Genomic DNA, 13,587 nt, shown 5'->3' on the forward strand with positions numbered 1-13,587 from the left:
CCCCAGTCACATAGTTATCTATGCTCCTGGGGTTGTACTCACTTGCCGCCTTCCTGCAAGCTGAAATCCTTAGGGGAAAGCTGTGAGATAAAAAACCGGTGCAATAAGACACCGGTTTTTTTATTTGCGGTACAGCACTTTGATGATGTGATAACCGAATTGGGTGTGCAGCGGGCCGGTGGGCTCCAGCTCCGGGCAGGAGAAGACAACTTTATCAAACGCCGGCACCATCTGGCCCTGGCGGAATTCACCTAAGTCGCCGCCGCGTTTGCCTGACGGGCAGATCGAGTGCTTCTTCGCCAGTTTACCGAAATCGGCGCCGTTTTTAATTTGCTCCAGAAGATCCAGTGCCAGCTGCTCTTCTTTAACCAGGATATGCAGTGCTGCTGCCGTTTTTGCCATGATCGTACCTTGATTGAATAGGGGATGAATCAGGGCGCAATAGTAGCATGGGCTAGCGGCGATACAGCACCTTAATGATGTGGTAGCCAAACTTGGTTTTGACCGGCCCGTAAGGTTTGAGCAGCGGGCAGCTAAAGACTGCCTTATCGAACGGCCCGACCATGACTCCTTGATTAAACTCCCCGAGATCGCCGCCGTTGCGCCCGGAGGGGCACTTTGAATAGCGTTTTGCCAGATGATCGAAGCTCACGCCACGTTCCAGTTTGGCGAGGATCTCTTGCGCCAGCTTCTCTTCTTTAACCAGGATGTGCAGGGCTGCTGCGCTCTTTGCCATTATTTTGTTCTCACGTCTCAAAGATATCCCGTTACTTTACCACCCGCTTTGGTCGCGGACATATACTCTTCGCCATCGCGGGACAGATGTCTCGCCTGATAGATGGAAGCGGGAGATGAGCAACACTTTTATCCGGCGTATTCCCCCCTGCCAGGGACAGCCGTCCTGTCCTTAACGTCGTGGAGCGAGATAACATGGACACAATGAAAAAACCTGAATTTTCAGTCGGCTGGCTTTCCGGGCTGAGCGAGATTGTGAGCGATCCGCTGCTCTATGAATTACTGAAATATTGTCCTCTGGAGATCATGCGGCGCTGGCGTTTCGAAGAGATCCCGCGCGGTGATTTTATCTGCCGACAGGGTGAAGTGTGTCAGCGGTTTTCGCTGATTATCGCCGGTGAGGTGGACGTTTTCTATGAGGCTGAGGACGGGCGCCGCTACCGTCAGGCCCGCTACCGTAAAGGCGACATGCTGGGCGAGCTCGAGATCTTTGAATCGCGTCATTACATCTGCTCGGTGGTGGCGGTGGGTCATGTGCAGCTTCTGAGCCTGTCGCAGGAACATTTCTGCCGCTGGCTGGCGTTAGATAACCATTTTAACCAGCGGATGCTGCGCTTCTTTAGCCAGCAGTATTACCAGCTGTCGAAGAAGGCCAGCAGCGACAATCTTTACTCGCTGCATCAGCGGGTGTGTCAGGCGTTATGGCTGCGTTATCAACAGGATGGTGCCGATGAAATCTTGCTGGATAAGCAGAATCTCAGCCAGGAATTCGCGGCGACGACCCGCAGTATTAACCGTATTTTGCATGACCTGAAAGCGCTACAGATTATTGATACCGATGGTGAACGCATTGTGTTGTTAGCTCCTGAAAAACTGAAGCAGGAGGCTGATATCGGATAACCGCAAGAGTAAGGAGGCGGGAGAATGTCGCTGCAACCCCATATCCAGTTAAGCAAAGAGATGACCGGCGCGCGGTACGCGCTGCTGCCGGGCGACCCGCAGCGGGTCGACCGCATCGCCAATTTTCTTGATAATCCACAGCCACTCGGTCAGAACCGGGAGTTTCGCGCCGCGCGCGGCTGGTATCAGGGCGTCGAGATTTTAGTGCTCTCTACCGGCATCGGCGGGCCATCTACGGCGATTGCCATTGAAGAGCTGCGCCAGATCGGCGTAACCACTCTGATTCGTATCGGCAGCTGCGGGGCACTGCAGGATAATCTTGCGCTCGGCGATGTGATTATCGCTCACGCCGCGGTGATGGATGACGGTACCAGCCGAACCTATGCGCCAGCGGGCTATCCGGCCTGCGCCGACCCGCAGCTGACCTGGGAACTGGTGGCGCAGGCGCGGCAGATGAACATCCCGGTCGCGTGCGGTCTGGTGCGCAGCCATGACAGTTTCTATACCGATCGTGAGGCGGAACTGGATGCGCAGTGGTCGGCGCGCGGCATTCTGGGGGCGGATATGGAGAGTGCCGCCCTGATGACTATCGGCGCGCTGCGCGGGTTACGTACGGCTTCATTACTCAATGTGGTTGTTGCCCATAACGGTTGTCTGGATAGCAGCATCAATGATTATGTCCAGCAGGAAACGCTGTGCCAGCAGGGCGAAGAACGGCAAATTACCCTGGCGCTACGCGCCATTTATTCCGCTAGCCAGCAAGGAGGTTTGTGATGGACTTTTTTAGCATCAACAATGTGATGGTCAACATTCCCCTCGGCGAAGGCGGCTATGCGCTATCGTGGATTGAAGCTATCGGTACCGTGTTCGGCCTGTTGTGTATCTGGTGCGCCAGCCGGGAAAAAATCATCAATTATCTGTTTGGCCTGATCAACGTCACGCTGTTTGCGGCCATTTTTTTCCAGATCCAGCTCTATGCCAGCCTGCTGCTGCAGGTGTTTTTCTTCGCTGCCAATATTTACGGCTGGTACGCGTGGAGCCGGCAAAACGAGGCGCAGGAGGCCGCGCTCAAGGTACGTTGGCTTTCCCGTCAGCAAACGCTGGCGCTGGGCGGCATCTGCGCGGTGGCGATTGTGCTGATGACGCTATTTATTGACCCGGTGTTCGCGACGCTCACCCGTATCATGATTGCCCTACTGCAAACGTTCGGTATGCAGGTCGCGATGCCCGACCTCCAGCCCGACGCCTTCCCGTTCTGGGATTCCACCATGCTGGTGTTGTCGATTGCGGCCATGGTGCTGATGACGCGTAAGTTCGTCGAAAACTGGCTGCTGTGGGTGGTTATCGACGTGATTAGCGTGGTTATCTATGCGGTACAGGGCGTTTACGCCATGTCGCTTGAATATGTCCTGCTGACGGCGATCGCGGTGATGGGCTCGTACAGCTGGATCAAGAGCGCGCAGCGCAACGGCTATACGCCGCTTGCTGCCGCCGCATCCTGATTGACCTATTGCCAGGCTGCCTGAATGGGCAGCCTGTTGCTCTCACCGCCCCTCTTTCTGCTACAATCCCCACCCCGTTCGAAGATTGAGCAAAAGACTCCCATGCGTTTAAATCCTGGCCAACAACAAGCCGTCGAATTCGTTACCGGACCGTGCCTGGTGCTGGCGGGTGCCGGTTCCGGTAAGACCCGCGTTATTACCAATAAAATAGCCCACCTGATCCGCGGCTGCGGCTATCAGGCGCGCCATATCGCGGCGGTCACCTTTACCAATAAGGCGGCGCGCGAAATGAAAGAGCGCGTCGGGCAAACGCTGGGGCGTAAAGAAGCGCGCGGCCTGATGATTTCCACCTTCCACACGCTGGGGCTGGATATCATCAAACGCGAATACGCTGCGTTAGGGATGAAATCCAACTTCTCGCTGTTCGACGATACCGACCAGGTGGCGCTGTTAAAAGAGCTCACCGAAGGGCTGATCGAAGAAGACAAAGTGGTACTTCAGCAGCTGATCTCCACGATCTCCAACTGGAAAAACGATCTGAAAACCCCTGTCCAGGCCGCCGCTGGCGCGAAAGGGGAGCGGGATCGGATCTTTGCTCACTGCTACGGGCTGTACGACGCGCATATGAAAGCCTGTAACGTACTCGACTTCGATGATCTGATCCTGCTGCCGACCCTGCTGCTGCAGCGTAACGAAGAGGTGCGGGAGCGCTGGCAGAACAAGATTCGCTATCTGCTGGTGGATGAATACCAGGATACCAACACCAGCCAGTACGAGCTGGTGAAACTGCTGGTGGGGCAGCGGGCGCGCTTTACCGTGGTCGGCGATGACGATCAGTCGATCTACTCCTGGCGCGGCGCGCGGCCGCAGAACCTGGTGCTGCTAAGCCAGGATTTCCCGGCGCTGCAGGTGATCAAGCTGGAGCAAAACTACCGCTCTTCCGGGCGTATTCTGAAGGCGGCCAACATCCTGATTGCCAATAACCCGCACGTCTTCGAAAAGCGCCTGTTTTCCGAGCTGGGCTATGGCGTAGAGCTGAAGGTGCTCTCCGCCAACAATGAAGATCATGAGGCGGAACGCGTTGCCGGTGAACTCATCGCTCATCACTTTATTAATAAAACTGCCTATAAGGATTACGCGATCCTGTATCGCGGCAACCATCAGTCACGGGTTTTCGAAAAGATGCTGATGCAAAACCGCATTCCGTACAAAATTTCTGGCGGCACGTCGTTCTTTTCCCGCCCGGAAATTAAAGATCTGCTGGCCTATCTGCGCGTGCTGACTAACCCTGATGACGACAGCGCCTTTCTGCGCATCGTCAATACGCCGAAGCGTGAAATCGGTTCGGCGACGTTGCAAAAGCTGGGCGAATGGGCGATGGGGCGCAATAAAAGCATGTTTACCGCCAGCTTCGATATGGGTCTGACCCAGACGCTGAACGGACGCGGCTACGAGTCTCTGACCCGCTTCACCCACTGGCTGCGGGAGATCCAGCAGCTTTCAGAGCGCGAGCCGATTGCCGCCGTCCGCGATCTGATCCGCGGCGTGGATTATGAATCATGGCTCTATGAGACTTCGCCCAGCCCGAAAGCCGCCGAAATGCGGATGAAAAACGTCAATACGCTCTTCACGTGGATGACCGAAATGCTGGAGGGCAGCGATATCGATGAACCGATGACGCTCACCCAGGTCGTGACCCGTTTCACGCTACGAGACATGATGGAGCGCGGCGAGTCGGATGAGGAGACGGATCAGGTTCAGCTGATGACGCTTCATGCTTCAAAGGGACTGGAGTTCCCCTACGTCTATCTGGTTGGCATGGAGGAAGGGCTGTTGCCGCACCAGAGTAGTATTGATGAAGACAACGTCGATGAAGAACGCCGTCTTGCCTACGTGGGTATCACCCGCGCGCAGAAAGAGCTCACTTTTACCCTGTGCAAAGAGCGCCGGCAGTACGGCGAGCTGGTGCGACCGGAGCCGAGCCGTTTCCTGCTGGAGCTGCCGCAGGATGATCTGATTTGGGAGCAGGAGCGCAAAGTTATTTCGCCGGAAGAACGCATGCATAAAGGCCAGGCGAATGTCGCCAACATCCGGGCGATGCTGGCGAAAGCGCGTAAATAGCGGCTAGCGGCCGTTTTGCTGCTGAAGCTGGAACTGACGTAGCTCTTCGCGACCCGGAGCACCGTCTGAACCCGGCCGGGTGACGACAATAGCCGCTACTTCATTGCCCAGCAGCGCGGCCTGGCGTAGATCCATCCCGCAGGCCAGCCCGGCGATCGTACCGGCGCAGTGGCTGTCTCCTGCGGCAATCGTGTCATAGACCTTCACGCGGCAGGCAGGAATGTGTTGCGGTTCCGCGTCGGGTTCAACCACCCACGCGCCATCTTTATCAAACCGACAGATCGCCCGTAAATGCCAGTCGCTGGCGAGCCGCGAAGCGGCGTGAAGGGTCGCGCTATCCGTATCGTATAAACGTGCGCACAGCAAGCTCAGTTCATCGCGATTCAGGGTGAGCACGGGACCTTTGCCCAACAACGCCTGGATAAAGTGAATATCCAGTTCACCCAGACGCGGACCAAAATCGACAAACAGCGTTTTATCTTCCGTAAGGTCCAGAATCCACTTGCGCAGGGCTTCGCTGGCCAGCTCGTAGCCAGAGACATAAATTATGGCGTCCTTCGGCTGCGGAATTTGTGCGAGTAGCTCGTTGTTCCAGTGCTGCTCGCAGCCCTCAACGGTGATAAACGTCCGCTCTTTGTTAGCCTCGACGAGGGCCAGACACCAGCCGTTATCGTGAGTGGGGTGGCGCAAGAGGACGGGTAGGTTTTCCTGTGCCATTTTCTGTGCAACGGCCTGCCCCCACTCGCCATTTCCCACCGGTATCGCGTTTATCACAGGGAGTTCAAGGCGTGAGAGCGCGCGGGCGACATTGAACGCGCAGCCGCCAATCTGCCGTCCGCCGTCGCGGGCGGAAACATCGCTACCGCTATGCGGTAGTGCATCGAGATGGAGGATCATGTCGCTAAAAGCGGCGCCGATAACCACGATCGGCCGCCGCGGCGACAGCAGGTCAGCTGTTATTGTCACGGCTGGCCTCCTTTCTTGCGCCGAACGCCAGATACAGCGCCAGGCTCAGAATAAAAGAGACAAACAGACCCAGGCTGGAGTCCGCGAAAATGCCGACGGCGAAAGGACCGTCGATAAACCCGGTTTTGGATACCATCAATCCCGCCAGCGCGCCGACAATCCAGCAGCCCAGCGCGGTGCGGTTTGCTCCGCTTTCCCTGAATAAATCAGCTTCAGCATATCCGGCTCGGCGGCGAATCCGATAAAAATCGACCATAAAAATGGCGGCCCAGGCGGCCAGAAATACGCCGCAGAAAATCAGAAACGCGATGAAGGGCCCAAGAAAATCTTTCGAGACAAATAGCACATAGAGCGCGATCCCCAGCACCAGTACGGCATCGAGGGCCACGGCGGAACGCTGCTGGAGCTTAATCCCCATGCTTAACAGATTAAGACTGGCGGAATAGAGGCTCAATACGGCGATGGTCACGACCCCGGCGGTCGCCGCGGCCAGATAGGGGATTGCCATCCAGGAAGGCAGCAGTTTGCCAATCGCTGAAATGGGGTTCTCGCTGGACGCCAGATCGGGGATCTGGGCGGTAAGCAGTATCCCGGTGAGCATCAGCAGCAATAGGGGGAGCGCGGCGCCGCTGACAACGGCGAGAAAAATAGGCTTTTCACCGGCGTCGGGACGCTGATCCCGGCTATAGTCGGCGCCAGCGATAGCCCAGCTGATGCCGGTACCGGCGGCAATAATTGATACCGCCGGCAGAAAACCGGTGAGCCAGCTGCCTGAAGGCAGCGCGAGGATGGCCTGCCAGTCTGCGGTGAAGAGTAAATAGATCACTACCAGCAGCGTCATGGCGCCAAAGATCCGGGTGATCCATTTTTGCATCATCAACACGGCATTTTGTCCGAGCACGCTGACCAGTACGGTCAACCCGCCAAACAAGAAAAGCGACAGCGCGGTGGTGGTGAGACTCTCTTCAAAACCCATGGCGGCAAACAGCGCGACGAGGGTGAGCGTGCCGGTAATGATATTGACCGCCTCCCAGCCCATCAGATTCACCCAACAGAAGCTGGTGGGGGCGATATTACCGCGTTTGCCAAAAATGACCCGGGAGAGAGTGAGCGTCGTGGTGCGGCCGATTTTGCCGGCGATGCTGGTGACGCCGACCAGCGCAAAAGAGGCGACGCCCGCCACGGCGGCAAGAATCGCCTGCCAGAATGAGAGGCCAAACGACACAATCACCGCGCCGTAAACGACCCCAAGAATGCCAATATTCGCGGCGCACCAGACGAAAAACAGCTGGATCGGTTGTTGGGTCTGGTGGACCGGGGGAACGAGACCGATCCCTAATTCCGCCATTCCGGGATCTGCCGTCTGGATATTTCCATCGTATGAAGCTTTGCTGTCCATAGTGATGCCCTCTGTGAATTATGCGAAGCGGTATCCTGCAAGTCGTCGTGCGTAAGGCGCGAAGTCGATGCTGTTGGCCTGCTTAATCTGTTGTACAGGTTCTTCAGGAAAAGCCTCTATGCCATGAAGCGCGCCGCAAATGGCGGTTGCCATCGCGCCAATAGTGTCGGTGTCGCCGCCTAAATTGGCTGCCAGCATAGCGCATTTCATGGGCTGCGTTTTTGCCAGCTCGACCAGCGCAATCGCTGCGGGGACGGACTCGATAATATCCATACCGGCGCCGATATCCTCATAAATACGTTCAATACCTGTCAGGTGGTCATTCTCCCCGGCAATCGTTTCCAGCGCCAGGTGGATACGGTTCCCAAGAAGTGGACTAAAAGTGGACTCGTAATGGCGCTGGGTTTCATTTGCCAGTGACGACAACTCGGTTTTGATTAACGGCCACCCGGCTCCTTCAATGGCGCGGCTGATAGCCCAGGCAACGACCACCGCGCCGGCGATGGCGATGTCTGATTTGTGCGTCGGCAGGCAGGATAGCCGCACTTGCTCAATGAAAAAGGCCCTGTCCCCGGTTGGTAGTCGACAACCCATCGGCGCCACGCGCATTGCCGCGCCGTTGGTCACGCCGTTGGCCGCGATCTCATCCAGCGGTTGCCCCTGTTCGAGCGCGATCAGAGAAGCTTTTGAGGTTGGGCCGAGAATATTTTTCTCGAATGCCTTGCAGCGTCGGGCCCACAGCAGAATGTGTCTGGCGATAGTCAGGGGATCGGTCACGCCGTTGTGTTCATCGAGCGCATCCATCAGCGCGATACACTGATGGGTGTCATCCGTGAACTCGGCGGCGCGAAATTCGCAGGCCGCAATATTCTCTTTCGGCCCGGGAAGAAAGCGTTCAATCCAGCCAAAATGGTTAATGATTCGACGTTTAGGCCACAGTTCAGAGGGCATGCCCATCGCATCACCGATGGCTTGCCCATAAAGACAGCCAAGGATGCGGCTTTCGGCAATATAGGTAGGGCGAATATCAGACATCGTCGACTCCCTGGAAGAAATGAATAAAAGTTAATCTAAAAATAGATCCAGATTAAGTCCAGTTAAAGTCCTTTATAGTTATGCTGTGATCGCAGGCGCATTCTGAGAGAAAAAAGCGACGTAAAAATGAATGGGGCGACGTTATGATGGGGCTATTGATTCCAGTATGGATCCACTATGATAAATCCACTGTCACTGAATTCCGCAAGGCCACGAAATTATGTCGCAACCATTGCTTGAGTATATAAAAGGGCGTCTGAATGCAGAGGCTCCCGCGCCGCTTTATATTCAGCTTAAACAAGCTATTGAAGCTGCGATGACCGAGCGTTTATTGACGCACGGCAGCATTCTGCCCTCCGAGCGCAAAATGTCTCAGACCCTGGAATTGTCGCGCGTGACGGTGGTTAAGGCCCTTGATGCGCTGCTGGAAGCTGGGCTGGTGATTAAGCGCCATGGAAAAGGTACCGAGGTGAATCTGCCGGTAAGCTATAACCTTGCCAGCGGCGGATTTTCTGCCCAGCTACAAAATTCAGGAACGGTGTCCAATCGATGGCTGGTGCGGGAAAAGCTGGCGGCGGATGATTTTCTGGCTCGTCAGCTGGAGATCGCCGTCGGCGATCGAGTGGCGAAAATCAAACGCGTACGTCTGGTCGATGCCCTTCCGGTGTCTATCGAAACCATGTTTATTCCCGAGCGTTTCTTACCCCGCCCGGATTTACTCGAAGGGTCGCTGTACGCGCACTGGGCGGAAAATGCTATTTATCCCGATCTTCAGGATTACTCGCTGACGGTGCATATTCCATCGGCGGAAGAGCTGAATTTGCTCGACCTGCCGCAGGGTGTGCCATTGATGAAAATTACGCTGAAAAGTCGTAATGCCCAGGGCGAGGTGCTTGAGTACGGTACCGCTTTCTGCCTGAGCAATTACTTTAATTTTGATTTCAGAGTGAAGCTGCAATAAGCGCAGTCGGCCAGTTATCGTTCATTACCGTTTGGCATGGTCGGTGTATGAAACCCGCAATCGCTTTATGTAAGAGCGGATAATATCCGACGACTTACTGCTCGTTAAGCCGAAGCGGCCAGTGAACGTAGCTCTGCCACTGGCACTCCTGTTCGACCATTTCCCGACCCAGCGGATGATTCTCCAGCCAGCCCTGCGGTAGCGTTAGCGTCAAACTTTCATCGACGGCAGCCAGCGTAATCATCGGCAGCAGATCGTCGCGTCGGCGGCTGGCAAACAGAATAGCCAGACGCAGCAGACGACACATATGCTCCGCGACTCTCGGCGGAACCGCGTTTTGTTGATGAAGGGAAGAAAGGTCGACGGTGCTGGTTTGGTTTAACAGCAGGGTCGCCAGCAGCTTCTTCTGCGCGGGGGTAAATCCTGGCAGGTCGAGATTGCGCACCAGCCAGGCGGCATGCAGAGGCGCCTGCTTGTATTCCACGCTCAGACCGATTTCATGCAGCTGGCAGGCGCTTTGCAGCAAATCGAAGCATAGCGGCTCAATTTCCCAGCTGTTTTCCACCTGATGAACGAAATGGGCGGCCAGTTGGGCAACGCGCTGTGCCTGTTCGGTATCAACCAGAAACCGGCGCTGAATATTGCGTAAGGTACGACTGCGAATATCCTGATCGATCGACAGGTGCAGCATGCCGTATACCAAACCTTCACGCAGTGCGCCGCCGGCGAGCGTCATACACTGAATATTCAGCTCGCTGAAGATGGCCATAAGAATCGCCAGCCCGCTAGGAAAGACGAGCGCCCGTTCAAGGGTCAGACCTTCGATCTCCAGCTCCTCCAGCCGACCGCACTGAATCGCGCGCTGTTTGAGCTGCTGTAGTTTGGCTAAGGTGATGCGTTCATCCATCCCCTGCGCCATCATGATTTCCTGTAACGCCTGGACCGTACCGGAAGCCCCGACGCACACTTTCCAGCCGTGATAGCGCAGAACATCGGCGACAGGACGCAAAACTTCACGCGCGGCGGTTTCGGCCTGGTCAAAGTTTTCTTTGGTCAGGCTGCGATCGGCGAAGTATCGTTCCAGCCAGGTCACGCAGCCCATCGACAGGCTAAAAAGCGAGGTGGTTTGCGCGCCGGTACCGGTAACCAGTTCGGTGCTGGCGCCGCCAATATCCACGACCAGACGCTGATCCGCGCCGCCAGTGGTATGCGCGACGCCCTGATAAATCAGGCGTGCTTCCTCTTCGCCGCTGATAACCTGCACCGCGCAGCCGAGGATTTCCCGCGCTTTTTCCAGAAACTCACCGGCGTTAACCGCCAGGCGCAGCGTCGCTGTGGCGACCACGCGGATTTGCGTCGGGGGGATATCCTGCAAACGCTCGGCGAACAGGCGCAAGCATTGCCAGCCGCGCTCCATGGCTTCGGCAGAGAGCGTGTTGTCGCCGTTGAGGCCAGCGGCCAGACGGACTTTGCGTTTGATACGGCTGAGGGTCTGGATGCTCCCGGCGACCTCGCGTACAACCAACATATGAAAGCTATTGGAGCCAAGATCGATAGCTGCATAGAGCGAGGTGGAACTCATACACTTCATCCTTCAAGCTGCCTCTGCGTTGGCTGCATGCTTTTTCCCGGAGCGCGGCTCCTCGGGATTCGTTCTCTTGCCGCCTTGATGCAACTTGCATGATTTTGTGTATGACATATTGCTTTAACCTGAACGACGACGATTACGTGGTGGGCCGTTACGACGCGGGCCGTTGCCAGGACGCGGGCGCGTGAGGCGCAGCGGTCTGGGCAGTTCGGTCATGAGTGCGTCAGAATTGTATTTGCTGACTGGAATTGAATGGCCAATATAGGTTTCAATCGCCGGCAGGTTCAGCGCGTACTCTTCACAGGCCAGGCTGATGGAGTGACCGCTGGCGCCAGCGCGGCCGGTACGGCCAATACGGTGAACGTAGTCTTCGCAATCGTCCGGCAGGTCGTAGTTAAAGACGTGCGTAACGGCCGGAATATGCAGACCGCGGGCGGCAACGTCGGTTGCGACCAGAATGTCGATATCGCCGCGGGTAAATTCATCGAGAATGCGCAGGCGTTTTTTCTGCGCGACGTCGCCGGTCAACAGACCAACGCGATGGCCGTCCGCCGCCAGGTGACCCCAGATATCTTCACAACGATGCTTGGTGTTGGCGAAAATAATCGCGCGATCCGGCCACTCTTCTTCAAGCAAGGTCTGCAGGAGGCGCATTTTTTCTTCGTTGGAAGGATAGAACAGCTCTTCTTTAATACGGTGGCCCGTTTTCTGCTCAGGCTCAACTTCGACGTACTCGGCGTTGTTCATTTGTTCGAACGCCAGTTCACGGACGCGATAAGAAAGGGTGGCAGAGAACAGCATGTTCAGGCGCTGATTCGCCGGCGGCATACGGCGGAACAGCCAACGGATATCTTTAATAAAGCCGAGATCGTACATGCGATCGGCTTCGTCAAGTACGACAACCTGAATGGCGCCGAGGTTAATATGGTTCTGTTTGGCGTAGTCGATAAGGCGACCGGTGGTGCCGATCAAAATATCCACGCCGCTTTCCAGCACTTTCAGCTGCTTATCGTAGCCGTCGCCGCCGTAAGCAAGGCCCAGTTTCAGACCGGTAGCCTGCGCCAGCGGTTCGGCGTCAGCATGAATCTGTACCGCCAGTTCACGCGTCGGCGCCATGATCAGCGCGCGCGGCTGGTTGACCTGGCGGTCAGCGATCGCCGGGTGAGTGAGAAGATAATGAAACGTTGACGTCAGAAACGCCATCGTTTTACCGGTACCGGTTTGCGCCTGCCCGGCGACATCGCGACCTTCCAGCGTAAGCGGGAGGGCGAGTGCCTGGATGGGTGTGCAATTATGAAACCCTTTTTTTTCAAGGGCTTCAATCACTGCCGGGTGCAGGGCGAAGTCGGAAAACTTCTGTTCTGTTAAATGTGTTTTGCTCATAGTGTGGTAGAATATCAGCTAACTATTGCATTAAGAAAGCGTATCCGGTGAAATAACGTCAACCTTTCGTTGGCTATGTATGAAATTATTCAAGGTGCGTCTGCGGCAACTGAACGAATCTTCGAAAGCTTAGACTACTAAGCGAGGCGAGGGTGACAAATCTGCGATAAGCCGGTTTGAACGCGGGTTGCTTTATCTTTTGTGGGGCAAAGTTCATGATGGACATTGTGACGCAGATCGATAAAAGGGGCATTCTGAAGAACAGCGTGCATAACGTAGCATCGACACGTCGTTGATGGCCGCGACACCAACACACCAGGCTTATTCCTGTGGAGTTAAATATGAGCGATAAAATTATTCACCTGACTGACGACAGTTTTGACACGGACGTACTCAAGGCTGACGGGCTAACCCTCGTCGATTTCTGGGCAGAGTGGTGTGGTCCGTGCAAAATGATCGCCCCGATTCTGGATGAGATCGCTGAAGAGTATCAGGGCAAACTGACCATTGCGAAACTGAACATCGATCAGAACCCGGGTACCGCGCCGAAATACGGCATTCGCGGCATTCCGACCCTGCTGCTGTTCAAAAATGGCGAAGTTGCAGCGACCAAAGTTGGCGCGCTGTCTAAAGGCCAGTTAAAAGAGTTCCTCGACGCCAACCTGGCGTAAGCGGCTTGCTCTGCCGGCGTCCAGCGTCCAATTTTTTGCGGATCTCTGGACGCCCGGCGAGAGTCGTGCTAAGTTAATCTCAGACTTCGTTTTAAACATACCTTTGTTTGAATCTTGTTTTACCCAAAGCGTCCCGCAAAAATGCGCGTGAGGCTTATAATCCGGGCTTATCACTCATTCCGTTTAGTCGTTTCAGTTCTGCGTTCTTTCCTGTGACCAGGCAACGTACAGACACGAGATGAAGGCCGTTAACAGGCATGGATGTTCCTGCCATACCATTCACAACATTAAGTTCGAGAATCACCCCGAGTTTAAGAACCCACACC

The 13,587-nt window shown here is 55.7% G+C and carries 13 protein-coding genes; 6 read left to right on the plus strand and 7 right to left on the minus strand.

Annotated features, from left to right (window positions below; genetic code table 11):
- Positions 1–120: 120 nt before the first annotated feature.
- Both ppiC (KCG39_RS19375) and ppiC (KCG39_RS19380) read right to left on the minus strand, forming a co-directional pair.
- The gene (ppiC, locus tag KCG39_RS19375; RefSeq protein ID WP_004127351.1) at positions 121–402 is read right to left on the minus strand and encodes a peptidylprolyl isomerase PpiC; all 282 of its coding nucleotides are present in this window, start codon (positions 400–402) and stop codon (positions 121–123) included.
- A gap of 52 nt (positions 403–454) precedes the next feature.
- The gene (gene ppiC, locus KCG39_RS19380; protein WP_004127352.1) at positions 455–736 is read right to left on the minus strand and encodes a peptidylprolyl isomerase PpiC; all 282 of its coding nucleotides are present in this window, start codon (positions 734–736) and stop codon (positions 455–457) included.
- 194 nt (positions 737–930) lie between these two features.
- Here ppiC (KCG39_RS19380) and KCG39_RS19385 point away from each other — a divergent pair, with 194 nt between their 5' ends.
- The 4 genes from KCG39_RS19385 to rep all read left to right on the plus strand — a co-directional run bounded on the left by KCG39_RS19385 (position 931) and on the right by rep (position 5,258).
- The gene (locus KCG39_RS19385; RefSeq protein ID WP_004127355.1) at positions 931–1,635 is read left to right on the plus strand and encodes a Crp/Fnr family transcriptional regulator; all 705 of its coding nucleotides are present in this window, start codon (positions 931–933) and stop codon (positions 1,633–1,635) included.
- Between the two features lie 24 nt (positions 1,636–1,659).
- Positions 1,660–2,409, plus strand: a complete 750-nt coding sequence (locus KCG39_RS19390; protein WP_049112509.1) for a nucleoside phosphorylase — start codon at positions 1,660–1,662, stop codon at positions 2,407–2,409.
- On the plus strand, positions 2,409–3,137 hold the full coding sequence (gene pnuC / locus KCG39_RS19395; protein ID WP_004127360.1) for a nicotinamide riboside transporter PnuC: 729 nt from the start codon (positions 2,409–2,411) through the stop codon (positions 3,135–3,137). Before KCG39_RS19390 ends, pnuC begins: the two co-directional genes overlap by 1 nt.
- 102 nt (positions 3,138–3,239) lie before the next feature.
- Complete coding sequence (rep, locus tag KCG39_RS19400) at positions 3,240–5,258, plus strand: DNA helicase Rep (protein WP_049112508.1); 2,019 nt, start codon at positions 3,240–3,242, stop codon at positions 5,256–5,258.
- 3 nt (positions 5,259–5,261) lie between these two features.
- On the opposite strand, the gene KCG39_RS19405 is transcribed toward rep, so the two are convergent.
- Genes KCG39_RS19405 through KCG39_RS19415 form a run of 3 tightly spaced genes read right to left on the minus strand, consistent with a single transcriptional unit; the run spans position 5,262 to position 8,658 of the window.
- Positions 5,262–6,224, minus strand: a complete 963-nt coding sequence (locus KCG39_RS19405; RefSeq protein ID WP_004127369.1) for a PfkB family carbohydrate kinase — start codon at positions 6,222–6,224, stop codon at positions 5,262–5,264.
- The gene (locus KCG39_RS19410) at positions 6,208–7,623 is read right to left on the minus strand and encodes a purine-cytosine permease family protein (protein ID WP_049112506.1); all 1,416 of its coding nucleotides are present in this window, start codon (positions 7,621–7,623) and stop codon (positions 6,208–6,210) included. Before KCG39_RS19410 ends, KCG39_RS19405 begins: the two co-directional genes overlap by 17 nt.
- A gap of 18 nt (positions 7,624–7,641) precedes the next feature.
- Entirely contained in the window at positions 7,642–8,658 is a 1,017-nt protein-coding gene (locus tag KCG39_RS19415) for an ADP-ribosylglycohydrolase family protein (RefSeq protein WP_142445060.1), read from the minus strand.
- A 220-nt stretch (positions 8,659–8,878) separates the two neighbouring features.
- On the opposite strand from KCG39_RS19415, the gene KCG39_RS19420 reads away from it, so the two are divergent.
- Positions 8,879–9,619 (plus strand): GntR family transcriptional regulator, encoded by a 741-nt coding sequence (locus KCG39_RS19420; protein WP_004127377.1) that lies wholly within the window; start codon positions 8,879–8,881, stop codon positions 9,617–9,619.
- A gap of 94 nt (positions 9,620–9,713) precedes the next feature.
- Here the strand turns inward: KCG39_RS19420 and gppA are convergent, their stop codons facing one another.
- Together gppA and rhlB are read right to left on the minus strand one after the other, a co-directional pair.
- A complete protein-coding gene (gene gppA, locus KCG39_RS19425) occupies positions 9,714–11,210 on the minus strand; it encodes a guanosine-5'-triphosphate,3'-diphosphate diphosphatase (RefSeq protein WP_162626108.1) in 1,497 nt (498 codons plus the stop codon).
- A gap of 114 nt (positions 11,211–11,324) precedes the next feature.
- Positions 11,325–12,590 (minus strand): ATP-dependent RNA helicase RhlB, encoded by a 1,266-nt coding sequence (rhlB, locus tag KCG39_RS19430; RefSeq protein ID WP_004127388.1) that lies wholly within the window; start codon positions 12,588–12,590, stop codon positions 11,325–11,327.
- Positions 12,591–12,931: 341 nt separating this feature from the next.
- Here rhlB and trxA point away from each other — a divergent pair, with 341 nt between their 5' ends.
- Positions 12,932–13,261, plus strand: a complete 330-nt coding sequence (gene trxA / locus KCG39_RS19435; RefSeq protein WP_004097507.1) for a thioredoxin TrxA — start codon at positions 12,932–12,934, stop codon at positions 13,259–13,261.
- The last annotated feature ends 326 nt before the right edge of the window (positions 13,262–13,587 follow it).

The organism is Klebsiella pasteurii (assembly GCF_018139045.1).
In the GTDB taxonomy this organism is placed as follows: Bacteria; Pseudomonadota; Gammaproteobacteria; order Enterobacterales; family Enterobacteriaceae; genus Klebsiella; species Klebsiella grimontii.

Coding starts and splice junctions, on each gene's coding strand:
- ppiC (WP_004127351.1), bottom strand. CDS start 402: ATGGCAAAAACGGCAGCAGCACTGCATATCCTGGTTAAAGAAGAGCAG.
- rep (WP_049112508.1), top strand. CDS start 3,240: ATGCGTTTAAATCCTGGCCAACAACAAGCCGTCGAATTCGTTACCGGA.
- rhlB (WP_004127388.1), bottom strand. CDS start 12,590: ATGAGCAAAACACATTTAACAGAACAGAAGTTTTCCGACTTCGCCCTG.
- KCG39_RS19420 (WP_004127377.1), top strand. CDS start 8,879: ATGTCGCAACCATTGCTTGAGTATATAAAAGGGCGTCTGAATGCAGAG.
- KCG39_RS19390 (WP_049112509.1), top strand. CDS start 1,660: ATGTCGCTGCAACCCCATATCCAGTTAAGCAAAGAGATGACCGGCGCG.
- pnuC (WP_004127360.1), top strand. CDS start 2,409: ATGGACTTTTTTAGCATCAACAATGTGATGGTCAACATTCCCCTCGGC.
- gppA (WP_162626108.1), bottom strand. CDS start 11,210: ATGAAGTGTATGAGTTCCACCTCGCTCTATGCAGCTATCGATCTTGGC.
- trxA (WP_004097507.1), top strand. CDS start 12,932: ATGAGCGATAAAATTATTCACCTGACTGACGACAGTTTTGACACGGAC.
- KCG39_RS19385 (WP_004127355.1), top strand. CDS start 931: ATGGACACAATGAAAAAACCTGAATTTTCAGTCGGCTGGCTTTCCGGG.
- ppiC (WP_004127352.1), bottom strand. CDS start 736: ATGGCAAAGAGCGCAGCAGCCCTGCACATCCTGGTTAAAGAAGAGAAG.
- KCG39_RS19410 (WP_049112506.1), bottom strand. CDS start 7,623: ATGGACAGCAAAGCTTCATACGATGGAAATATCCAGACGGCAGATCCC.
- KCG39_RS19415 (WP_142445060.1), bottom strand. CDS start 8,658: ATGTCTGATATTCGCCCTACCTATATTGCCGAAAGCCGCATCCTTGGC.